Annotated in this window: 14 protein-coding genes; 7 read left to right on the forward strand and 7 right to left on the reverse strand. The window is 72.1% G+C overall.

Going from position 1 to position 15,725, the window contains the following annotated elements; genetic code table 11:
* The 5 genes from ACGFZS_RS34270 to iolC all read right to left on the reverse strand — a co-directional run.
* Positions 1 to 188: aldehyde dehydrogenase family protein (locus tag ACGFZS_RS34270; RefSeq protein WP_393798363.1), on the reverse strand; the 188-nt coding region annotated here is incomplete at its 3' end.
* A gap of 14 nt (positions 189 to 202) precedes the next feature.
* On the reverse strand, positions 203 to 2,080 hold the full coding sequence (gene iolD, locus ACGFZS_RS34275) for a 3D-(3,5/4)-trihydroxycyclohexane-1,2-dione acylhydrolase (decyclizing) (RefSeq protein ID WP_393798364.1): 1,878 nt from the start codon (positions 2,078 to 2,080) through the stop codon (positions 203 to 205).
* Entirely contained in the window at positions 2,077 to 2,892 is an 816-nt protein-coding gene (gene iolB, locus ACGFZS_RS34280; protein WP_393798365.1) for a 5-deoxy-glucuronate isomerase, read from the reverse strand. Before iolB ends, iolD begins: the two co-directional genes overlap by 4 nt.
* Before the next feature lie 7 nt (positions 2,893 to 2,899).
* Positions 2,900 to 3,844, reverse strand: a complete 945-nt coding sequence (locus ACGFZS_RS34285; protein ID WP_393798366.1) for a deoxyribose-phosphate aldolase — start codon at positions 3,842 to 3,844, stop codon at positions 2,900 to 2,902.
* Complete coding sequence (gene iolC, locus ACGFZS_RS34290) at positions 3,841 to 4,791, reverse strand: 5-dehydro-2-deoxygluconokinase (protein ID WP_393798367.1); 951 nt, start codon at positions 4,789 to 4,791, stop codon at positions 3,841 to 3,843. Before iolC ends, ACGFZS_RS34285 begins: the two co-directional genes overlap by 4 nt.
* Before the next feature lie 124 nt (positions 4,792 to 4,915).
* Between iolC and ACGFZS_RS34295 the strand changes: the two genes are divergently transcribed.
* The 3 genes from ACGFZS_RS34295 to ACGFZS_RS34305 all read left to right on the forward strand — a co-directional run bounded on the left by ACGFZS_RS34295 (position 4,916) and on the right by ACGFZS_RS34305 (position 7,502).
* A complete protein-coding gene (locus ACGFZS_RS34295; RefSeq protein WP_393798368.1) occupies positions 4,916 to 5,842 on the forward strand; it encodes a sugar phosphate isomerase/epimerase family protein in 927 nt (308 codons plus the stop codon).
* A gap of 212 nt (positions 5,843 to 6,054) precedes the next feature.
* Positions 6,055 to 6,927 carry a helix-turn-helix domain-containing protein gene (locus ACGFZS_RS34300; RefSeq protein ID WP_393798633.1) on the forward strand — a complete coding sequence of 291 codons (873 nt, stop codon included), beginning with the start codon at positions 6,055 to 6,057 and terminating at the stop codon, positions 6,925 to 6,927.
* Between the two features lie 374 nt (positions 6,928 to 7,301).
* On the forward strand, positions 7,302 to 7,502 hold the full coding sequence (locus tag ACGFZS_RS34305; protein WP_355710446.1) for a MerR family transcriptional regulator: 201 nt from the start codon (positions 7,302 to 7,304) through the stop codon (positions 7,500 to 7,502).
* A 10-nt stretch (positions 7,503 to 7,512) separates the two neighbouring features.
* Here ACGFZS_RS34305 and ACGFZS_RS34310 read toward each other — a convergent pair whose 3' ends face one another.
* Positions 7,513 to 8,556 carry a zinc-dependent alcohol dehydrogenase family protein gene (locus ACGFZS_RS34310; protein ID WP_393798369.1) on the reverse strand — a complete coding sequence of 348 codons (1,044 nt, stop codon included), beginning with the start codon at positions 8,554 to 8,556 and terminating at the stop codon, positions 7,513 to 7,515.
* A gap of 32 nt (positions 8,557 to 8,588) precedes the next feature.
* On the reverse strand, positions 8,589 to 10,862 hold the full coding sequence (locus ACGFZS_RS34315) for an MMPL family transporter (protein ID WP_393798370.1): 2,274 nt from the start codon (positions 10,860 to 10,862) through the stop codon (positions 8,589 to 8,591).
* Positions 10,863 to 11,183: 321 nt separating this feature from the next.
* Here ACGFZS_RS34315 and ACGFZS_RS34320 point away from each other — a divergent pair, with 321 nt between their 5' ends.
* From ACGFZS_RS34320 to ACGFZS_RS34335, 4 genes are all read left to right on the forward strand, one after another.
* On the forward strand, positions 11,184 to 11,771 hold the full coding sequence (locus tag ACGFZS_RS34320; protein WP_393798634.1) for a TetR family transcriptional regulator: 588 nt from the start codon (positions 11,184 to 11,186) through the stop codon (positions 11,769 to 11,771).
* Between the two features lie 128 nt (positions 11,772 to 11,899).
* Complete coding sequence (locus ACGFZS_RS34325) at positions 11,900 to 12,850, forward strand: PrsW family intramembrane metalloprotease (protein WP_393533389.1); 951 nt, start codon at positions 11,900 to 11,902, stop codon at positions 12,848 to 12,850.
* Positions 12,851 to 12,923: 73 nt separating this feature from the next.
* The gene (locus ACGFZS_RS34330; protein ID WP_393798371.1) at positions 12,924 to 13,163 is read left to right on the forward strand and encodes a heavy-metal-associated domain-containing protein; all 240 of its coding nucleotides are present in this window, start codon (positions 12,924 to 12,926) and stop codon (positions 13,161 to 13,163) included.
* Positions 13,164 to 13,304: 141 nt separating this feature from the next.
* Positions 13,305 to 15,575, forward strand: coding sequence for a heavy metal translocating P-type ATPase (locus ACGFZS_RS34335; RefSeq protein ID WP_393798372.1), 2,271 nt, complete (start codon positions 13,305 to 13,307; stop codon positions 15,573 to 15,575).
* Positions 15,576 to 15,725: the final 150 nt, after the last annotated feature.

Raw genomic sequence — 15,725 nt, forward strand, 5'->3', positions numbered from 1 at the left:
AGGGAGGCCTGGCCCCAGGTCACGAAGGCGTCCTTGGCGGTCTGCACCGCCGCGTCGACCTCGTCGACCGAGGCGAAGGCGACCTTCGTGGTGACCGCGCCGGTGGCCGGGTCGGTGACCGGCCCGAAGTTGCCCGACGTGCCGTCGACGGACTTGCCGCCGATCCAGTGGTTGACGATCTTCGTCATGACCGGTTACTCCTTCACAGATGGCGGCGTCGGGTCGAGACGTGCCGTTCGTAGAGCTCACGTGCCTTGACCGCGGCGGATCGGGTCGCGGTCTCGGCCACGGGTACATCCCACCAGGCCTGCGCCGGAGGCGGGCCCGACACAGTGTCTGCGGTTTCGGTCTCCACGTAGACACATGTGGGAGTGTCGGCGGCCCGGGCCTCGGCGAGTGCCGAGCCCAGGTCGCGGACGGTCTTCGCGCGCAGCACGCGCATGCCGAGGCTGGCCGCGTTGGCGGCCAGGTCGACGGGGAGCGGGGCACCCGTGAAGGTGCCGTCGCCCGCGGGGAGGCGGTAGGCGGTGCCGAACCGCTCGCCGCCCACCGACTCGGACAGGCCGCCGATGGAGGCGTAGCCGTGGTTCTGCACCAGCAGCACCTTGATGGCTATCCCCTCCTGTACGGCGGTGACGATCTCGGTCGGCATCATCAGATACGTGCCGTCACCGACCAGTGCCCACACGTTGCGCTCCGGCGCGGCCAGCTTCACCCCGATGGCGGCGGGGATCTCGTAGCCCATGCACGAGTAGCCGTACTCCACGTGGTACTGGTCGTGCGACCGGGCCCGCCACATCCGGTGCAGGTCGCCGGGGAGGGAGCCGGCCGCGTTGATGACGATGTCCGACTCGTCGGCGAGGGCGTCCAGGGCGCCGAGGACCTGGGGCTGGGTGGGCCGGATGTCGGGCTCGTCGGCCTCGTAGCAGGCGTCGACGCGCTGCTCCCAGCGCTCCTTGTCCTCGGTGTACTCGGTGACGTACGAGTCGGCGACCGTGTGGTCGTGCATCACCAGCGCCTCGGTCAGTTCGGCGAGGCCGCTGCGGGCGTCGGCGATCAGGGGCAGGCCGGCGAGCTTGTGGCCGTCATAGGGCGCGATGTTGAGGTTGAGGAAGCGGACGTCCGGGTTCTCGAAGAGGGTGCCGGAGGCGGTGGTGAAGTCGGTGTAGCGGGTGCCGACGCCGATCACCAGGTCGGCGGTGCGGGCGAGTTCGTCGGCGGTGGCGGTGCCGGTGTGGCCGACGCCGCCGACGTCCTGCGGGTGGTCCCAGCGCAGCGAGCCCTTGCCGGCCTGGGTGGAGGCGACCGGGATGCGGGTGGCCTCGGCGAACTCGGCGAGCCCGGCCTCGGCGCGGCTGTGGTGGACCCCGCCGCCGGCGACGACCACGGGGCGGCGCGCCTCCCTGATCGCCCTGACGGCCGCGGCGAGTTCGACGGGATCGGCACCGGGCCGTCGTACGGTCCACACCCGGTCGGTGAAGAACTCCTCCGGCCAGTCGTACGCCTCGGCCTGCACGTCCTGCGGGAGCGCGAGGGTCACGGCGCCGGTCTCGACGGGGTCGGTGAGGACCCGCATGGCGGCGAGCGCGGAGGGGATCAGCTGCTCGGGGCGGGTGATCCGGTCGAAGAACTTCGACACCGGGCGCAGGGTGTCGTTCACCGACACGTCGGCGGCGTGCGGGAGTTCGAGCTGCTGGAGGACCGGGTCGGCGGGGCGGGTGGCGAAGGCGTCGCCGGGCAGGAGCAGGACCGGGAGGTGGTTGACGGTGGCGAGGGCGGCGCCGGTGACCAGGTTGGTGGCGCCGGGGCCGATGGAGGTGGTGACGGCGTGCGTGGCGAGACGGTTCGATTGACGCGCGTAGCCGACGGCCGCGTGCACCATGGCCTGCTCGTTGCGGCCCTGGTGGTACGGCATGTCGTCCGCGTACTCCAGGAGCGCCTGGCCGAGGCCGGCCACGTTGCCGTGGCCGAAGATGCCCCAGGTGGCGCCGATGAGACGGCGGCGCTCACCGTCCCGCTCGGTGTACTGGGCGGCCAGGAAGCGGACAAGCGCTTGCGCGACGGTCGACCGAATCGTCATCGGTAACCCTCCAGATGGTCCGGGTGGAAGCAGATCCGCCACTCCCGCGTCGCGCCCGGCCCCGCCATGACGTTCAGGTAGTACATGTCGTGCCCGGGCTGCGCGATCGACGGGCCGTGCCATCCGTCGGGAACGAGCACGGCGTCGCCGGAGCGGACCTCGGCGAGGACGTCCGTACCGCCCTCACGGGAGGGGATTACGCGCTGATACCCGATACCGTTCGGTCCGTCGATCTCGAAGTAGTAGATCTCCTCCAGCTCCGACTCCTCGCCGGGCCGGTGCTCGTCGTGCTTGTGCGGCGGGTACGAGGACCAGTTGCCGCCGGGAGTGATCACTTCTACGGCGATGAGCTTGTCGCAGTCGAAGGAGTCCGCGGAGGCGAAGTTGCGCACCCGGCGGGCGCTGGTGCCGCTGCCGCGGTCTTCGACGGGGACCTCCGGCGCGGGGCCGTAGCGGGCGGGGAGTTGTCGCTCGCACTTCGCTCCTGCCAGGGCGAAGCGGCCTCCCGCGCCGGAGGCGATCTGGACCTGGGCGTCCCGGGGCACGTACACGAAGTCCGAGACTCCGCTGAACACGCTCTCCCGGCCCAGGATCTGGAACTCGTTTCCCTCTGTTTGCACCGTACAACCGCCCTGCAGCGGAAGCACGATCCACTCGCTGTCCCCGGTGGTGAACAAATGCGTTCCACCAGGGGTCAGTTCGACGATCCGGAGGCTGCTGTGCGCCCAACCGGCCCGCTTGGGGTCGATGTCGAGCGTGTACTGGGCGTTCGCGGTCGAACCCTTGCTCAGGTGCAGCTCGTTGGTCGTCATCATCGCCTCACAGCAGTCCGACGGCGGTGTCCACGGCGGCGGCCACGTCGCCGTCCGCCGGGTAGAGCAGCGAGCGGCCGACCACCAGGCCGCGCACGGTGGGGAGTCGCAGGGCGCTGCGCCACTTCTCGTAGGCGCCGTCCTGATCGTCCCCGACCTCCCCGCCCAGAAGAACGGCGGGCAGCGTCGACGTCTCCATGACCTGGGCCATGTCGTCGGGGTTGTCCGTCACCGGGACCTTGAGCCAGGTGTAGGCGGAACTCCCGCCCAGGCCCGAGGCGATGGCGATGGACCGGGTGACCGCCTCCGGGGACAGGTCGTTCTTGACCTTGCCCTCCGGGGTGCGGCGGCTGATGAACGGCTCCACGAAGACCGGCAGCCGGCGGGCGGCCATGTCGTCGATCGCGCGGGCCGTGGACTCCAGGGTGGTCAGGGACCCCGGGTCGGCGTAGTCGATACGCAGGAGCAGCTTGCCGGCGTCGAACCCGAGGCGCTGGATGTCCTCGGCGCGGTGGCCGGTGAACCGGTCGTCGAGCTCGAACGAGGCGCCCTGCAGGCCGCCGCGGTTCATCGAGCCCATGACGACCTTGCCGTCGAGGACGCCGAGCAGCAGCAGGTCGTCCAGGATGTCGGCGGTGGCGAGGACGCCGTCGACGCCGGGCCGGGACAGGGCCAGGCACAGCCGCTCCAGCAGCTCCGCCCGGTTGGCCATGGCGAGCTTGTCGCCGCCGACGCCGAGGGCGCCGCGGGCCGGGTGGTCGGCGGCGACGATCATCAGCTTGCCGTCCTCGTTGAGGAGCGGACGGCGGGTTCTTCGGGCGGCCGCCTCGGCGATGGCCTCGGGGTGGTGGGTGCGGGTGTGGACGAGGGCCGAGATGTCCACGGTCGTCTCCTTGGCGGGAGCGGAGGCTCCGCCGTCGTGGTGCGCGCCCGTGACGCGGCCGGCCCTCACAGCACCGCTCCGGCGGCGAGCGCGGCGTCGATCTCGTCCGGGGTCGGCATCGCGGAGGAGCACTCCAGGCGGGAGGCGACGATGGCACCGGCCGCGTTGGCGTGCCGCATGATCTTCTCCAGGTCCCAGCCTTCGAGGAGGCCGTGGCAGAGGGAGCCGCCGAAGGCGTCTCCGGCGCCGAGTCCGTTGAGGACGGTGACGGGCAGCGGCGGGACCTCGGCGGAGTCACCGGCCCGGTTGACGGCGAGGACGCCCTTGGGGCCCTGCTTCACGACCGCGATCTCGACGCCCGCGTCCAGCAGCGCCTGGGCGGCGGCCTGCGGCTCGCGCACGCCGGTGGCGACCTCGACCTCGTCGAGATTGCCGACGGCGACGGTGGCGTGCCTGAGCGCCTCCACGTAGAACGGGCGGGCCGCCTCCGGGTCCTTCCAGAACATCGGCCGCCAGTCCAGGTCGAAGACCGTGGTGCCCGCCTTGGCGCGGTGGGCGAGGGCCGCGAGGGTCGCCGTACGGCTGGGCTCCTCGCTCAGGCCGGTGCCGGTGATCCAGAAGATCCGGGCGTCCCGGACGGCGTCGAGGTCCAGCTCGTGGGCGTCGATCTCCAGGTCCGGGGCCTTGGGCTGCCGGTAGAAGTACAGCGGGAAGTCGTCCGGCGGGAAGATCTCGCAGAACGTCACCGGGGTGTTCAGGCCGGGCACGGAGCTGACCCAGCGGTCGTCGACCCCGAAGCCCCGGAGAGCCTCGTGCAGGTAGGCGCCGAAGGCGTCCTCCCCGGTACGGGTGATGACGGCGGTGCTCCGGCCCAGGCGGGCCGCGGCCACGGCCACGTTCGTCGCCGAACCGCCGAGGAACTTGCCGAAGGACGACACCTGGGCGAGCGGTACCCCCGTCTGGAGCGGATACAGGTCCACTCCGATCCGCCCCATGGTGATCAGGTCGTACGCCATCGGCTTCCCTTCGTCACGGCTCTCCCCCGGTTTGTAGCCCCGCACACCGAGCCCTGTCAATGTTTTGTCCAGACATTCGGACCACCCTTGACAGGGCTTTCTTCCGAGCCGCACGCTGGCGGCCATGACTACGTTGTCACCGCGGTCCCCGCAATCCTCCCTGTCCCGTATCCGGATCGGTTCCGCGCCCGACTCCTGGGGCGTCTGGTTCCCCGACGACCCGGCTCAGGTGCCGTGGCAGCGCTTTCTGGACGAGGTCGCCGACTCCGGCTACGAGTGGATCGAGCTGGGGCCGTACGGCTACCTCCCGACCGACCCCGCGGTGCTCGCCGAGGAGACGGCACGGCGCGGCCTGAAGGTGTCCGCCGGCACGGTCTTCACCGGGCTGCACCACGGCGAGGCGGTGTGGGACAAGACCTGGGCGCACGTCGCCGACAACGCGGTGCTCGCCCAGGCGATGGGCGCCGAGCACCTGGTCGTCATCCCGTCCTTCTGGCGGGACGACAAGACCGGTGAGGTGCTGGAGTCCGCCGAGCTGACCGCCGACCAGTGGCGGAACCTCACCTCGCTGACCGAGCGGCTCGGCCGGGAGGTGCGGGAGCGGTACGGGCTGAAGATCGTCGTGCACCCGCACGCCGACACCCACATCGACAGCGAGGAGAACGTCGTCCGGTTCCTGGACGGGACGGACTCCGACGACGTGTCGCTGTGCCTGGACACCGGGCACTACGCGTACTGCGGCGGGGACAGCGTGAAGCTCATCGAGACCTACGGGGAGCGGATCGGGTACCTGCACCTCAAGCAGGTGGACCCGGCCGTGCTGGCCGACGTCCGGGCGAAGGGGACGCCGTTCGGGCCGGCCGTCGCCCAGGGTGTGATGTGCGAACCCCCCAAGGGTGTGCCGGAGTTGGCTCCCGTGCTGACCGCCGCGCAGAAGCTGGGCGTGGAGCTGTTCGCGATCGTGGAACAGGACATGTACCCGTGCGAGCCGGATGTTCCGGGGCCGGTGGCTCGGCGGACGCGGGCGTTTTTGAGGTCGTGCGGGGCGTAGGGGCGCCTGGTGGGGGGCAGAACCTGTGATTCGCGCGTGCGGGTTGTGTGTGGCTGGTCGCGCAGTTCCCCGCGCCCCTGGGGGGTTCGAGGTGACGCTCGTAGCATGGGGCCGTGGCTTCGGGAAGCCTGCAGGTTCGTCAGGGGCAAGGGGTTGGTGGGAGCTGGGAGTTCGCCACTGCCCTGCCCCACCCCCGGCTGCGGCCGGGGGTGATGAGTTATCGCGGGATACGGCTGGCGCTCGCCGGGCCGCGGCGGCGGCTGGAGACCCCGATCGGTGCGGTCACCCTGCTGCTGGGCTTCGACGCCCCGATACGGATCTCCCGGGCCGGCCGCCCGCCCGCGGACCTCGTCTCCCTCTACAACGGGCTGACGACCACCCCCGCCCTCGGCGAGCACAGCGGGCGGTTCGCGGGGGTCGAGGTGCTGCTGGCGCCCTGGGCCGCGTTCGCACTCTTCGGCACCCCTCAGTACGAGTTGACGAACCGGTCGGTGGATCCGGACGAGTTGCCGCACCTGCTCGGTCGCGGGGTGGGTGAACTCGCCGCCGCGCTGGGCTCGTTGCCCGGATGGGCGGAGCGGTTCGGGCTGCTCGACGACGTGCTGTCGCGCCGGATACGGGCGGGCGGCGTCGCCTCGGAGCGGGTGGCCCGCGCCTGGTCGGCACTGCGGCGCAGCGGGGGCGCGATGCCGGTGCCCCGGCTCGCCGACGAAGTCGGCTGGAGCGTACGGCAGTTGGAGAACCGTTTCCGGGAGCAGATCGGGCTGGGGCCGAAGGCGGCGGGGCGGGTGCTGCGGTTGCAGCGGGCGCGGCGGATGCTGGCGCAGGGGCGGAGCAAGGCCGAGACGGCGGCCCTCTGCGGTTTCTACGACCAGGCCCATCTCAGCGGCGAGTTCAAGGCCATGACCGGCTACGCGCCCGGGGAGTTCATGGCGGCCCGGGCCGCCTCGGCCGCGTCACCGGCGACGGCCGACCGGGTGTCGGGGGCGGCGACGAGTCTCGTGCTGGGAGCGAACGGCCGGAGTGCGGTTTTCTCCAAGACCGGCCGGGGCGGGGTTGTGCAGGCTGATCGCACGGCCGTTTGACGGGGGAAGCAGGCGGGCCGGACCTGGCGCAGCGGGTCCGGCCCGTCCCCGCGCCCCCCCGGTGCCCCTGTGGCCCCGGCGCAACTCATGCCACTGGTGCCCCGGTTTCCCGGTGTCCCCGTTGTTCGCCGTGTCAACGTGCCCCGCCGGTGAACCGGCGTACGCCTTTGCTCCGGCTGTGTCACAAACGCCCCTCTTGTGTCACACATGTCGCGCCTACGCGGGTTCTCGGTCACACCCGGCACACAGCCGCTTGCTCATGGTCACGCTCCGTCGTTCACCGGGCACAGGCTTTGTGATCGCCAGCGCAGCGCCCGGCTCCCCCGACGACCGCCCCCGGTCGCCGCCGCGGCGCGCGCAGGGAGGTGCCTCTCATGACCGACCGAAGGCTCTGGTCCTACAAGGACATCGCGGCACACATCCGGGTCCAGCCCGACACCGTCCGCTCCTACCGCAAGCACGGACTCCTCCCCCCGCCCGACCACGTCGAGGGCGGCAAGCCCTACTGGTACGCCGACACCGTCCGTGCCTGGGTGGCCTCCCGGCCCGGCAACAGGGGCCGCAGAGACGTCTGAGGGGACCGGCTCAGGCCCACGGTTCGATGACGGTCACCCCCGCCCCCGGTGCCGTGCCCATCGCCGCCAGCGCCCGCGGTGCCGCGTCCAGAGTGATCGTCGAGGTCACCAGGAGGTCGGGGCGGAGAGTGCCCGCGCGGACCAGTTCGAGCAGGGCGGGGTAGGCGTGGGCCGCCATGCCGTGGCTGCCGAGGAGTTCGAGTTCCAGGGCGATCGCGCGGGCCATCGGCAGCGGGGTGGTGCCGTCCGGGGACGGCAGCAGGCCCACCTGGACGTGCCGGCCGCGGCGGCGGAGGGAGTTGACCGAGGCCGCGGCGGTGGCCGGTGAGCCGAGGGCGTCCAGGGAGAGGTGGGCGCCGCCGCCGGTGAGGTCGCGGACCGCGGCCGCCGGGTCGGCGGTGTCCGCCGCGTTCACACAGTGGACCGCGCCGAACTTCCGTGCCAGGTCAAGGGCCTGGGGTGACACGTCGACCGCCACCACCCGGGCCCCCGACGCGGCGGCGATCATCACCGCCGACAGTCCCACGCCCCCGCAGCCGTACACCGCGGCCCACTCCCCGGCCGCGGCCCGGCCCTGCTGCACCACCGCCCGGAATGCGGTGGCGAAGCGGCAGCCCAGGGAGGCCGCCGTCGCGTACGCCATGTCGTCCGGGATCGCGACCAGGTTCACGTCGGCGTGGTCCAGGGCCACGTACTGGGCGAAGGAACCCCAGTGGGTGAAGCCGGGCTGCGTCTGGCGTTCGCAGACCTGCTGGTCGCCGGCCGCGCAGGAGGGGCAGCCGCCGCAGGCGCAGACGAAGGGGACGGTGACCCGGTCGCCGGGGCGCCAGGCGGTCACCCCGGGGCCGGCCGCCTCGACCACGCCGGCGAGTTCGTGGCCGGGGACGTGCGGGAGCGTGATGTCCGGGTCGTGGCCCATCCAGCCGTGCCAGTCGCTGCGGCAGAGGCCGGTGGCTTCCACGCGGACGACCACGCCGTGGGGGGCGGGGTCGGGGTCGGGCAGGTCCCGTACCGCGGGGGTGGCGCCGAAGTGGTCGAAGACTGCGGCTCGCATGCGCGTGGCTCCTTTCGGGGGCTGGGCGAAGGCTATGCGCCGCGGGGGCCGTCTTGTAGGGCCGGTTCCGGTGCGTTGTGGCTGGTCGCGCAGTTCCCCGCGCCCCTTTGGGGCGCTTCCAGCCCGGGCGCGTCCGGCTCGCCCTCGCTCAAGCCGAACCGTTCGTGGAAACGGCGCAGCGGAGCCGGGGCCCACCAGGTCGCCTTGCCGGTGAGGCGCATGATCGCGGGTACCAGGAGGCTGCGGACGACCATGGCGTCCATGAGGACGGCGAGGGCGATGCCGAGGCCGAGCATCTTGGTGTTGGTGACGCGGGAGGTGCCGATCGCCACCATCACGACCGCCAGGATGATCGCCGCCGCGGTGATGAGGCCGCCCGTGCGCTGCAGGCCGAGGCGGACCGAGCGCTCGTGGTCGCCGGTCCTGTCGTACTCCTCCTTGATGCGGGAGAGCAGGAACACGCCGTAGTCCATGGAGAGGCCGAAGGCCACGCAGAACATGAGGACCGGGAGGGTGGTCTCTATGGAGCCGGGGCTGGTGAAGTCGAGCAGGCCGGAGAGGTGGCCGTCCTGGAAGACCCAGACCACGGCGCCGAACATGGCCGTGAGGCTGAGGGCGTTCAGCAGGACCGCCTGGAGCGGGATCAGGACGCTGCCGGTGAGGAGGAAGACCAGGAACAGGGTGACGATCGCGATGAAGGCCGCCGCCCAGGGCAGGCGGTCCGCTATCGCGTGCTTGGAGTCGACCAGGACGGCCGCGGTTCCGGTGACCTCGGTGGCGAAGGGCGTCTTCAGGGCGCGCAGGTCGCCCACCAGGCGCTGGGCGTCCTCGTCCACCGACTCGCCCTTCGGCTGCACCGCGAAGTACGCGGAGTCGCCCTTGACCAGGGGGCCGGAGACCGAGGCCACCTCGGGCAGGGCGGCCACCCGCTCCTTGTAGGCCGCGTACTGGGCGCGGGTCGCCCGGCCCTCGGCCAGGACCTCCAGGTCACCGCCGGGGTTGCCCGGGAAGCCCTCCCTGATGTGCTGCTGGACGACATGGGACTCGGCCGTGGACGGCAGCTGGCGGTCGTCCGCCGTGCCGAACTTGACGCCCGCGAAGGGGAGTCCGAGGGTGATCAGGAAGGCCGTGGTGACGACGGCGAAGAGCGGTGCCCGGCGCATCACCAGGGTCGCGGTGCGCGCCCAGGCCGTGCCCTCGGCGCCGGAGGGCCGGGACCGCGTGCCCCGGCGGAACAGCCTGCGCAGGTCGAGCGAGTTGACCCGGTGGCCCAGCAGGACGAGCGCCGCCGGGAGCAGGATCAGCGCGGCCGCCGCGGCGAGCAGGACCACCGCTATGCCCGCGTAGGCGAAGGAGCGGAGGAAGTACTGGGGGAAGACGAGCATCGCCGCCAGCGAGACCGCGACGGTCAGCGCCGAGAACAGGACCGTGCGGCCGGCCGTGCGCAGGGTGGTGCCGACCGCCGTCAACGGGTCGGCGCCGGAGTCGAGTTCCTCGCGGAAGCGGCGGACGATGAAGAGGGCGTAGTCGATGGCGAGGCCCAGGCCGAGGGCCGTGGTCAGGTTCATCGCGAAGACCGAGACGTCCGTGACGGAGGTCAGGGCGCGCAGCACCGCGTTGGTGCCGAGGATGGCGACGATGCCGATGCCCAGCGGGAGCAGGGCGGCGATCGCGCTGCCGAAGACCATCACCAGCAGGATCAGCGTGATGGGCAGGGCGATCAGCTCGGCGCGGGCCAGGTCCTCCTTGATGATGGTCTGCATGTCGTGGCGGACCGCGACCATGCCGCCGACCTTGACCGTCACCGGTCCGTGTGCGCCCCGGTAGTGCGGGGCGATGCGGTCCAGGGTGTCGGCCGCCGCCTTCTCGTCACCGGTGATCCGGGCCGCGATCAGCGCCTCGTGGCCGTCCTCGGCGCGCAGGGACGGTGACCCGGTCTGCCAGTACGAGCCGACGCCGGTGACGCCCTTCTCCCCGGACAGCCGGGCGGCCAGCGACTTCGCCTCGGCGGCCACCGCCGGGGTGTCCACGGAGGCGCCGCGCGCGTCCACCAGGAGCAGCAGGTTCGGCTGGGAGTCCGGGAACTCGCGCTCCAGCGCCTTCGTCGCGTACGTCGACTCGGCGGCCGGGTCCTCCCAGCCGCCGCTGCCCAGCCGGTCGGCGACCCCGCTGCCGGCCAGCACGGCGAGCGCGGTGATCACCAGGGCGAGCAGCAGGGAGAGCCGGGGCCGGGCGGTCACGAACCTGGTCCAGCCGCCCGCTCGGGCCCCGCCCCCGGGCTCCGAGGGCTTGTTGACTTCGGTCATTTCGCGGTGTCCCCTTCACCGTGACCCCTGCTCACCGGGTACGCGTCGGTACGCATCCGCTCCGCACACGGCAGCATGGGTCGGCCATTGCCGTCTAGACTGAAAAACACGAGAGATCGCTCGCGTTTCACCAGAATGCGAGCGACCGCTCGTGTTTGTCAATCGCGCACCGAGAGCTGGGGACAACGCGTGCCCGACAAGCCCGAGAACCCGGAGAGCCCCGAGCAGCCGGAAAGCCCCGCGAAGCCCGGGAACCCGGAGACGCCCGGGACCCCGGGCAAGGAGCAGCCGCGCCGCCGCCAGGCCCGTGGCGAGCGGCGCATCCAGCAACTGCTGGACGCCGCCGCCTCGGTCTTCTGCGCCACGGGCTACACGGCCGCCAGCACCAACGCCATCGCCCGGGAGGCCGGCGTCTCCCCCGGCACGCTCTACCAGTTCTTCCCGAACAAGGAGGCGATCGCGATCGAGATGGGCGACCGTCTCGTGCACGAGATGCGGGAGACCTACGGCGAGGCGCTCGCGCCGGTCGACCCCGCCACCCCGCTCGCGGACGCGATCGGGGCCGCCGTGGACCGCTTCATGACCTTCAACACCGAACACCCCGTGTTCTTCGCGCTGATGCACGGCCCGGACATGCCCGGCGGGATCACCGAGGCGCACGACGCCCTGCACGCGACCCTGGTCGGCCGGATCGAGGACCTGCTCGCCTCGCTCCTCCCGCCCGGCACCGACCAGGCCCACGTCCGGCGCACCGCGCACGTCTGCCTCGGCGTCTACAAGGTGGGGCTGGAACTGGTCCTCGGCCACGAGGGCGCCGAGCGCGAGGCGTACGTCCAGGAGACCAAGGACGTGCTCGTCCGCTACCTGGACCCCCTGGTCGGCGACCGCCTGGGACGGCCCGCGCGCTGACCCCGGCCGCCCCGGCGACTGCCGTCCCCGAACTGCGACATACAACGCATCTGCCTAGAGTGCGGGTAAATCACACCAGTTCGCCGTCGCAGGCGCCGCAGGAGCACCGAGCACCAAGGGGACCCGCCGTGATCCACTCTCCGCAGCCCGGCCGGCCGCAGGCCCGCATCCCCGGTCCGCAGCAGCCGCCACCGCCGTACCCCCGGATCCGCGCGGGCCTGTGGAAGCGCTGCCTCGGCGGCGGGCTCACCCTGTGGGCGCTGACCGCGGTGGTGACGTACGCGACGCGGAACACCACGCTGCTGCCGACGCTGATCCTGCTCGGCGGCTTTCTGGTGCCGGTGGTCTTCGTGCTGTGGGCGTACGAGCGGCACGGCCGCGACCTCGGGGTCAGCGCGATCCTCGGCTGTTTCCTGACCGGCGGCACGCTCGGGGTGCTGGGCGCCTCGGTGATGGAGTTCTACCTGGTCCACCCCTCCTGGGGGATGTTCGTCTCCGTCGGCCTGATCGAGGAGGCGGTGAAGCTCGGCGCGCTGGTGTTCGTGCTGCGCCGGCTGCCCGGGATCCGGGGCCTGCGGGCCGGTCTGGTGCTCGGCGCCGCCGTCGGCTTCGGCTTCGCCGCGCTGGAGAGCGCGGGATACGCGTTCAACGCGGCCGTCTCCACCGAGGGCATCGACCTGCGGGCGCTGATCGAGACCGAGATCCTGCGCGGGGTACTGACCCCCTTCGGGCACGGCCTGTGGACGGCGATCGCGGGTGCCGCGCTGCTCTCCTTCCGCCGCCCGAACGGCCGCTTCCGCCTCACCGCCCCGGTCGTCACCGCCTACCTGGGCGTCTCCCTGCTGCACGCCCTGTGGGACTCCACGCACGGCATCGCGATCTGGCTGGTGGCCCGGCTGGCCGGCACCGGCCTGGACCGGCAGCTGTTCGCCGAGGGGTACATCCCGCGCCCCACTGTGCAGCAGGAGCACCTCTTCACCCTCTTCTCGGTCGGTCTGCTGGTCCTCGTCTCGCTGCTCGGCATCGCCTGGGTGCGTTCGCTGGCGCGCCGCGACCCCTCTTGGAGAAATACCCCCTAGGGGTATACTGTGACAACAGTGGGGATCCCTCGTGGGCCCCATCGGCCCCACACGCCTCGACGAGGAGAACGACATGACCGTCCAGACCGACACCACGGGCTCCGTGACCGCCGTCTACCAGGTGACCGGCATGAGCTGCGGACACTGCGAGGGATCCGTCTCCGCCGAGATCTCCCGGCTCCCCGGCGTCAGCTCGGTGACGGCCGTCGCGGCCAGCGGCGAGGTCACGGTCGTCTCCGGGGCCGCTCTCGACGAGGAGGCGGTCCGCGCCGCCGTCGACGAGGCGGGCTTCGAGCTCGCCGTCCGCGCCTGACAGCCGGAAGGCACGCACAGCACCACGAACGTCACGAGCAGTACGAGCAGTACGTACGACGGAAACGTATCTCTCCGCCGGGCCGCGCCGACCAGCTGATACTGGATCCGTACGGCCCGGTCCGTTGTCTGGAGTCCGGACATGACCAGCACCACCACCGCACAGACACCGATAGCTCCGCCGGCGGCCCCCGACACCGCCGAGGTCGAGCTGCTCATCGGCGGGATGACCTGCGCCTCCTGCGCCGCCCGGGTCGAGAAGAAGCTCAACCGCATGGACGGCGTCACCGCCACCGTGAACTACGCGACCGAGAAGGCCAAGGTCAGCTACCCCCAGGGGGTACAGGTCGCCGATCTGATCGCCACGGTCGAGAAGACCGGCTACACGGCCGAGGAGCCCGCGCCCCCGGCGCCGCAGGAGACTCCCGAGGAAGCTCCCGACGCCGAACTCGCCGCCCTCCGCCAACGCCTCCTGGTCTCCGCGCTGCTCGCCGCCCCGGTCGTGCTGCTCGCCATGGTTCCGGCGCTGCAGTTCGACAACTGGCAGTGGCTGTCGCTGACGCTCGCCGCTCCCGTCGTCGTCTGGGGCGGCCTGCCGTTCCACCGCGCCGCCTGGACCAACGCCCGGCACGGCGCGGCCACCATGGACACCCTGGTCTCGGTCGGCACGCTCGCCGCGTTCGGCTGGTCGCTGTGGGCGCTGTTCCTCGGCGACGCGGGCATGGCCGGGATGCACGACGAGTTCCGGTTCACCGTCTCGCGGATGGACAGCGCGTCCACGATCTATCTGGAGGTGGCCTCCGGGGTCGTCGCGCTGATCCTGCTCGGCCGCTATCTGGAGGCGCGCTCCAAGCGGCGCGCGGGCGCGGCCCTCAGGGCGCTGATGGAGCTGGGCGCCAAGGACGTGGCGGTGCTGCGCGGTGGCCGTGAGGTGCGGGTTCCGGTGGCGTCCCTGGCGGTCGGCGACCGGTTCGTCGTACGGCCCGGGGAGAAGATCGCCACCGACGGGACCGTGGTGGAGGGCGCGTCGGCGGTGGACGCGTCGATGCTGACCGGCGAGTCCGTGCCGGTGGACGTGACGGTCGGCGACGCCGTCACGGGCGCGACCGTCAACGCGGGCGGGCGGCTGGTCGTCGAGGCGACCCGGGTCGGCGCCGACACCCAGCTCGCGCGGATGGCGCGGCTGGTGGAGGACGCGCAGAACGGCAAGGCCGAGGTGCAGCGGCTCGCCGACCGGATCTCCGCCGTCTTCGTGCCCGCCGTCATCCTGATCGCGCTCGCCACCTTCGGGGTCTGGCTGGGCGTCACCGGCGACACGGCCGCCGCGTTCACGGCCGCCGTCGCCGTGCTGATCATCGCCTGCCCGTGCGCGCTGGGCCTGGCCACGCCGACCGCGCTGATGGTCGGCACCGGGCGCGGCGCGCAGCTCGGCATCCTCATCAAGGGTCCCGAGGTGCTGGAGTCCACGCGCCGGGTCGACACCGTCGTACTCGACAAGACCGGGACGGTGACCACCGGGCGGATGAGCCTTCAGGAGGTGTACGTCGCCGAGGGCGCCGACGCGGACGAGGTGCTGCGGCTCGCCGGTGCGCTCGAACACGCCTCCGAGCATCCGGTCGCGCGGGCGATCGCCGCGGGGGCCGTGGAACGGGTGGGGGAACTGCCCGCGGTCGAGCACTTCGAGAACGTCCCCGGCCGGGGCGTACGCGGGCGGGTGGCGGGCCACGAGGTGACCGTGGGACGGCTGCTCGCCGGGACCGGCGCCGAGGTGCCCGAGGTGCCCGAGGAGCTGGCCCGGGCGCGTTCCCGGGCCGAGCGGGAGGGTCGTACGGCCGTCCTGGTCGGGTGGGACGGCGAGGTCCGGGGCGTGCTCGGCGTCGCCGACACGGTCAAGGAGACCAGCGCCGAGGCGGTCCGCGACCTGCGCGCGCTCGGGCTCACGCCGGTGCTGCTGACCGGGGACAACCGGGCGGTGGCCGAGGCGGTCGCCCGGACGGTGGGGATCGACGAGGTCGTCGCCGAGGTGCTGCCCGAGGACAAGGTGGCGGTCGTACGACGGCTGCAGGGCGAGGGGCGGACGGTCGCCATGGTCGGCGACGGCGTCAACGACGCGGCGGCGCTGGCCACGGCCGACCTGGGGCTCGCGATGGGCACGGGGACGGACGCGGCGATCGAGGCCGGCGACCTGACCCTGGTCCGCGGCGACCTGCGGGTGGCGGCGGACGCGATCCGGCTCTCCCGGCGGACCCTCGCCACCATCAAGGGCAACCTCGTGTGGGCCTTCGGCTACAACGTGGCCGCGCTCCCGCTGGCCGCCGCCGGACTGCTGAACCCGATGATCGCGGGGGCCGCGATGGCCTTCTCCTCGGTGTTCGTGGTGACCAACAGCCTGCGGCTGCGCACCTTCCGGTGAAAGTTACCGCCGGTTCGCCGCACTGGATGTCACGGTCCCCCTAGAGTCCAACGCGCACCTCACATAAGCTCTTCACAAGGCTCGTGCATCATCCTTACGCTTGAGCTCCGATCGCTGTATCGGGGCTCTTGCGCATCTAACGGACATATG

It is taken from the genome of Streptomyces sp. NPDC048288 (assembly GCF_043201555.1).
In the GTDB taxonomy this organism is placed as follows: Bacteria; Actinomycetota; Actinomycetes; order Streptomycetales; family Streptomycetaceae; genus Streptomyces.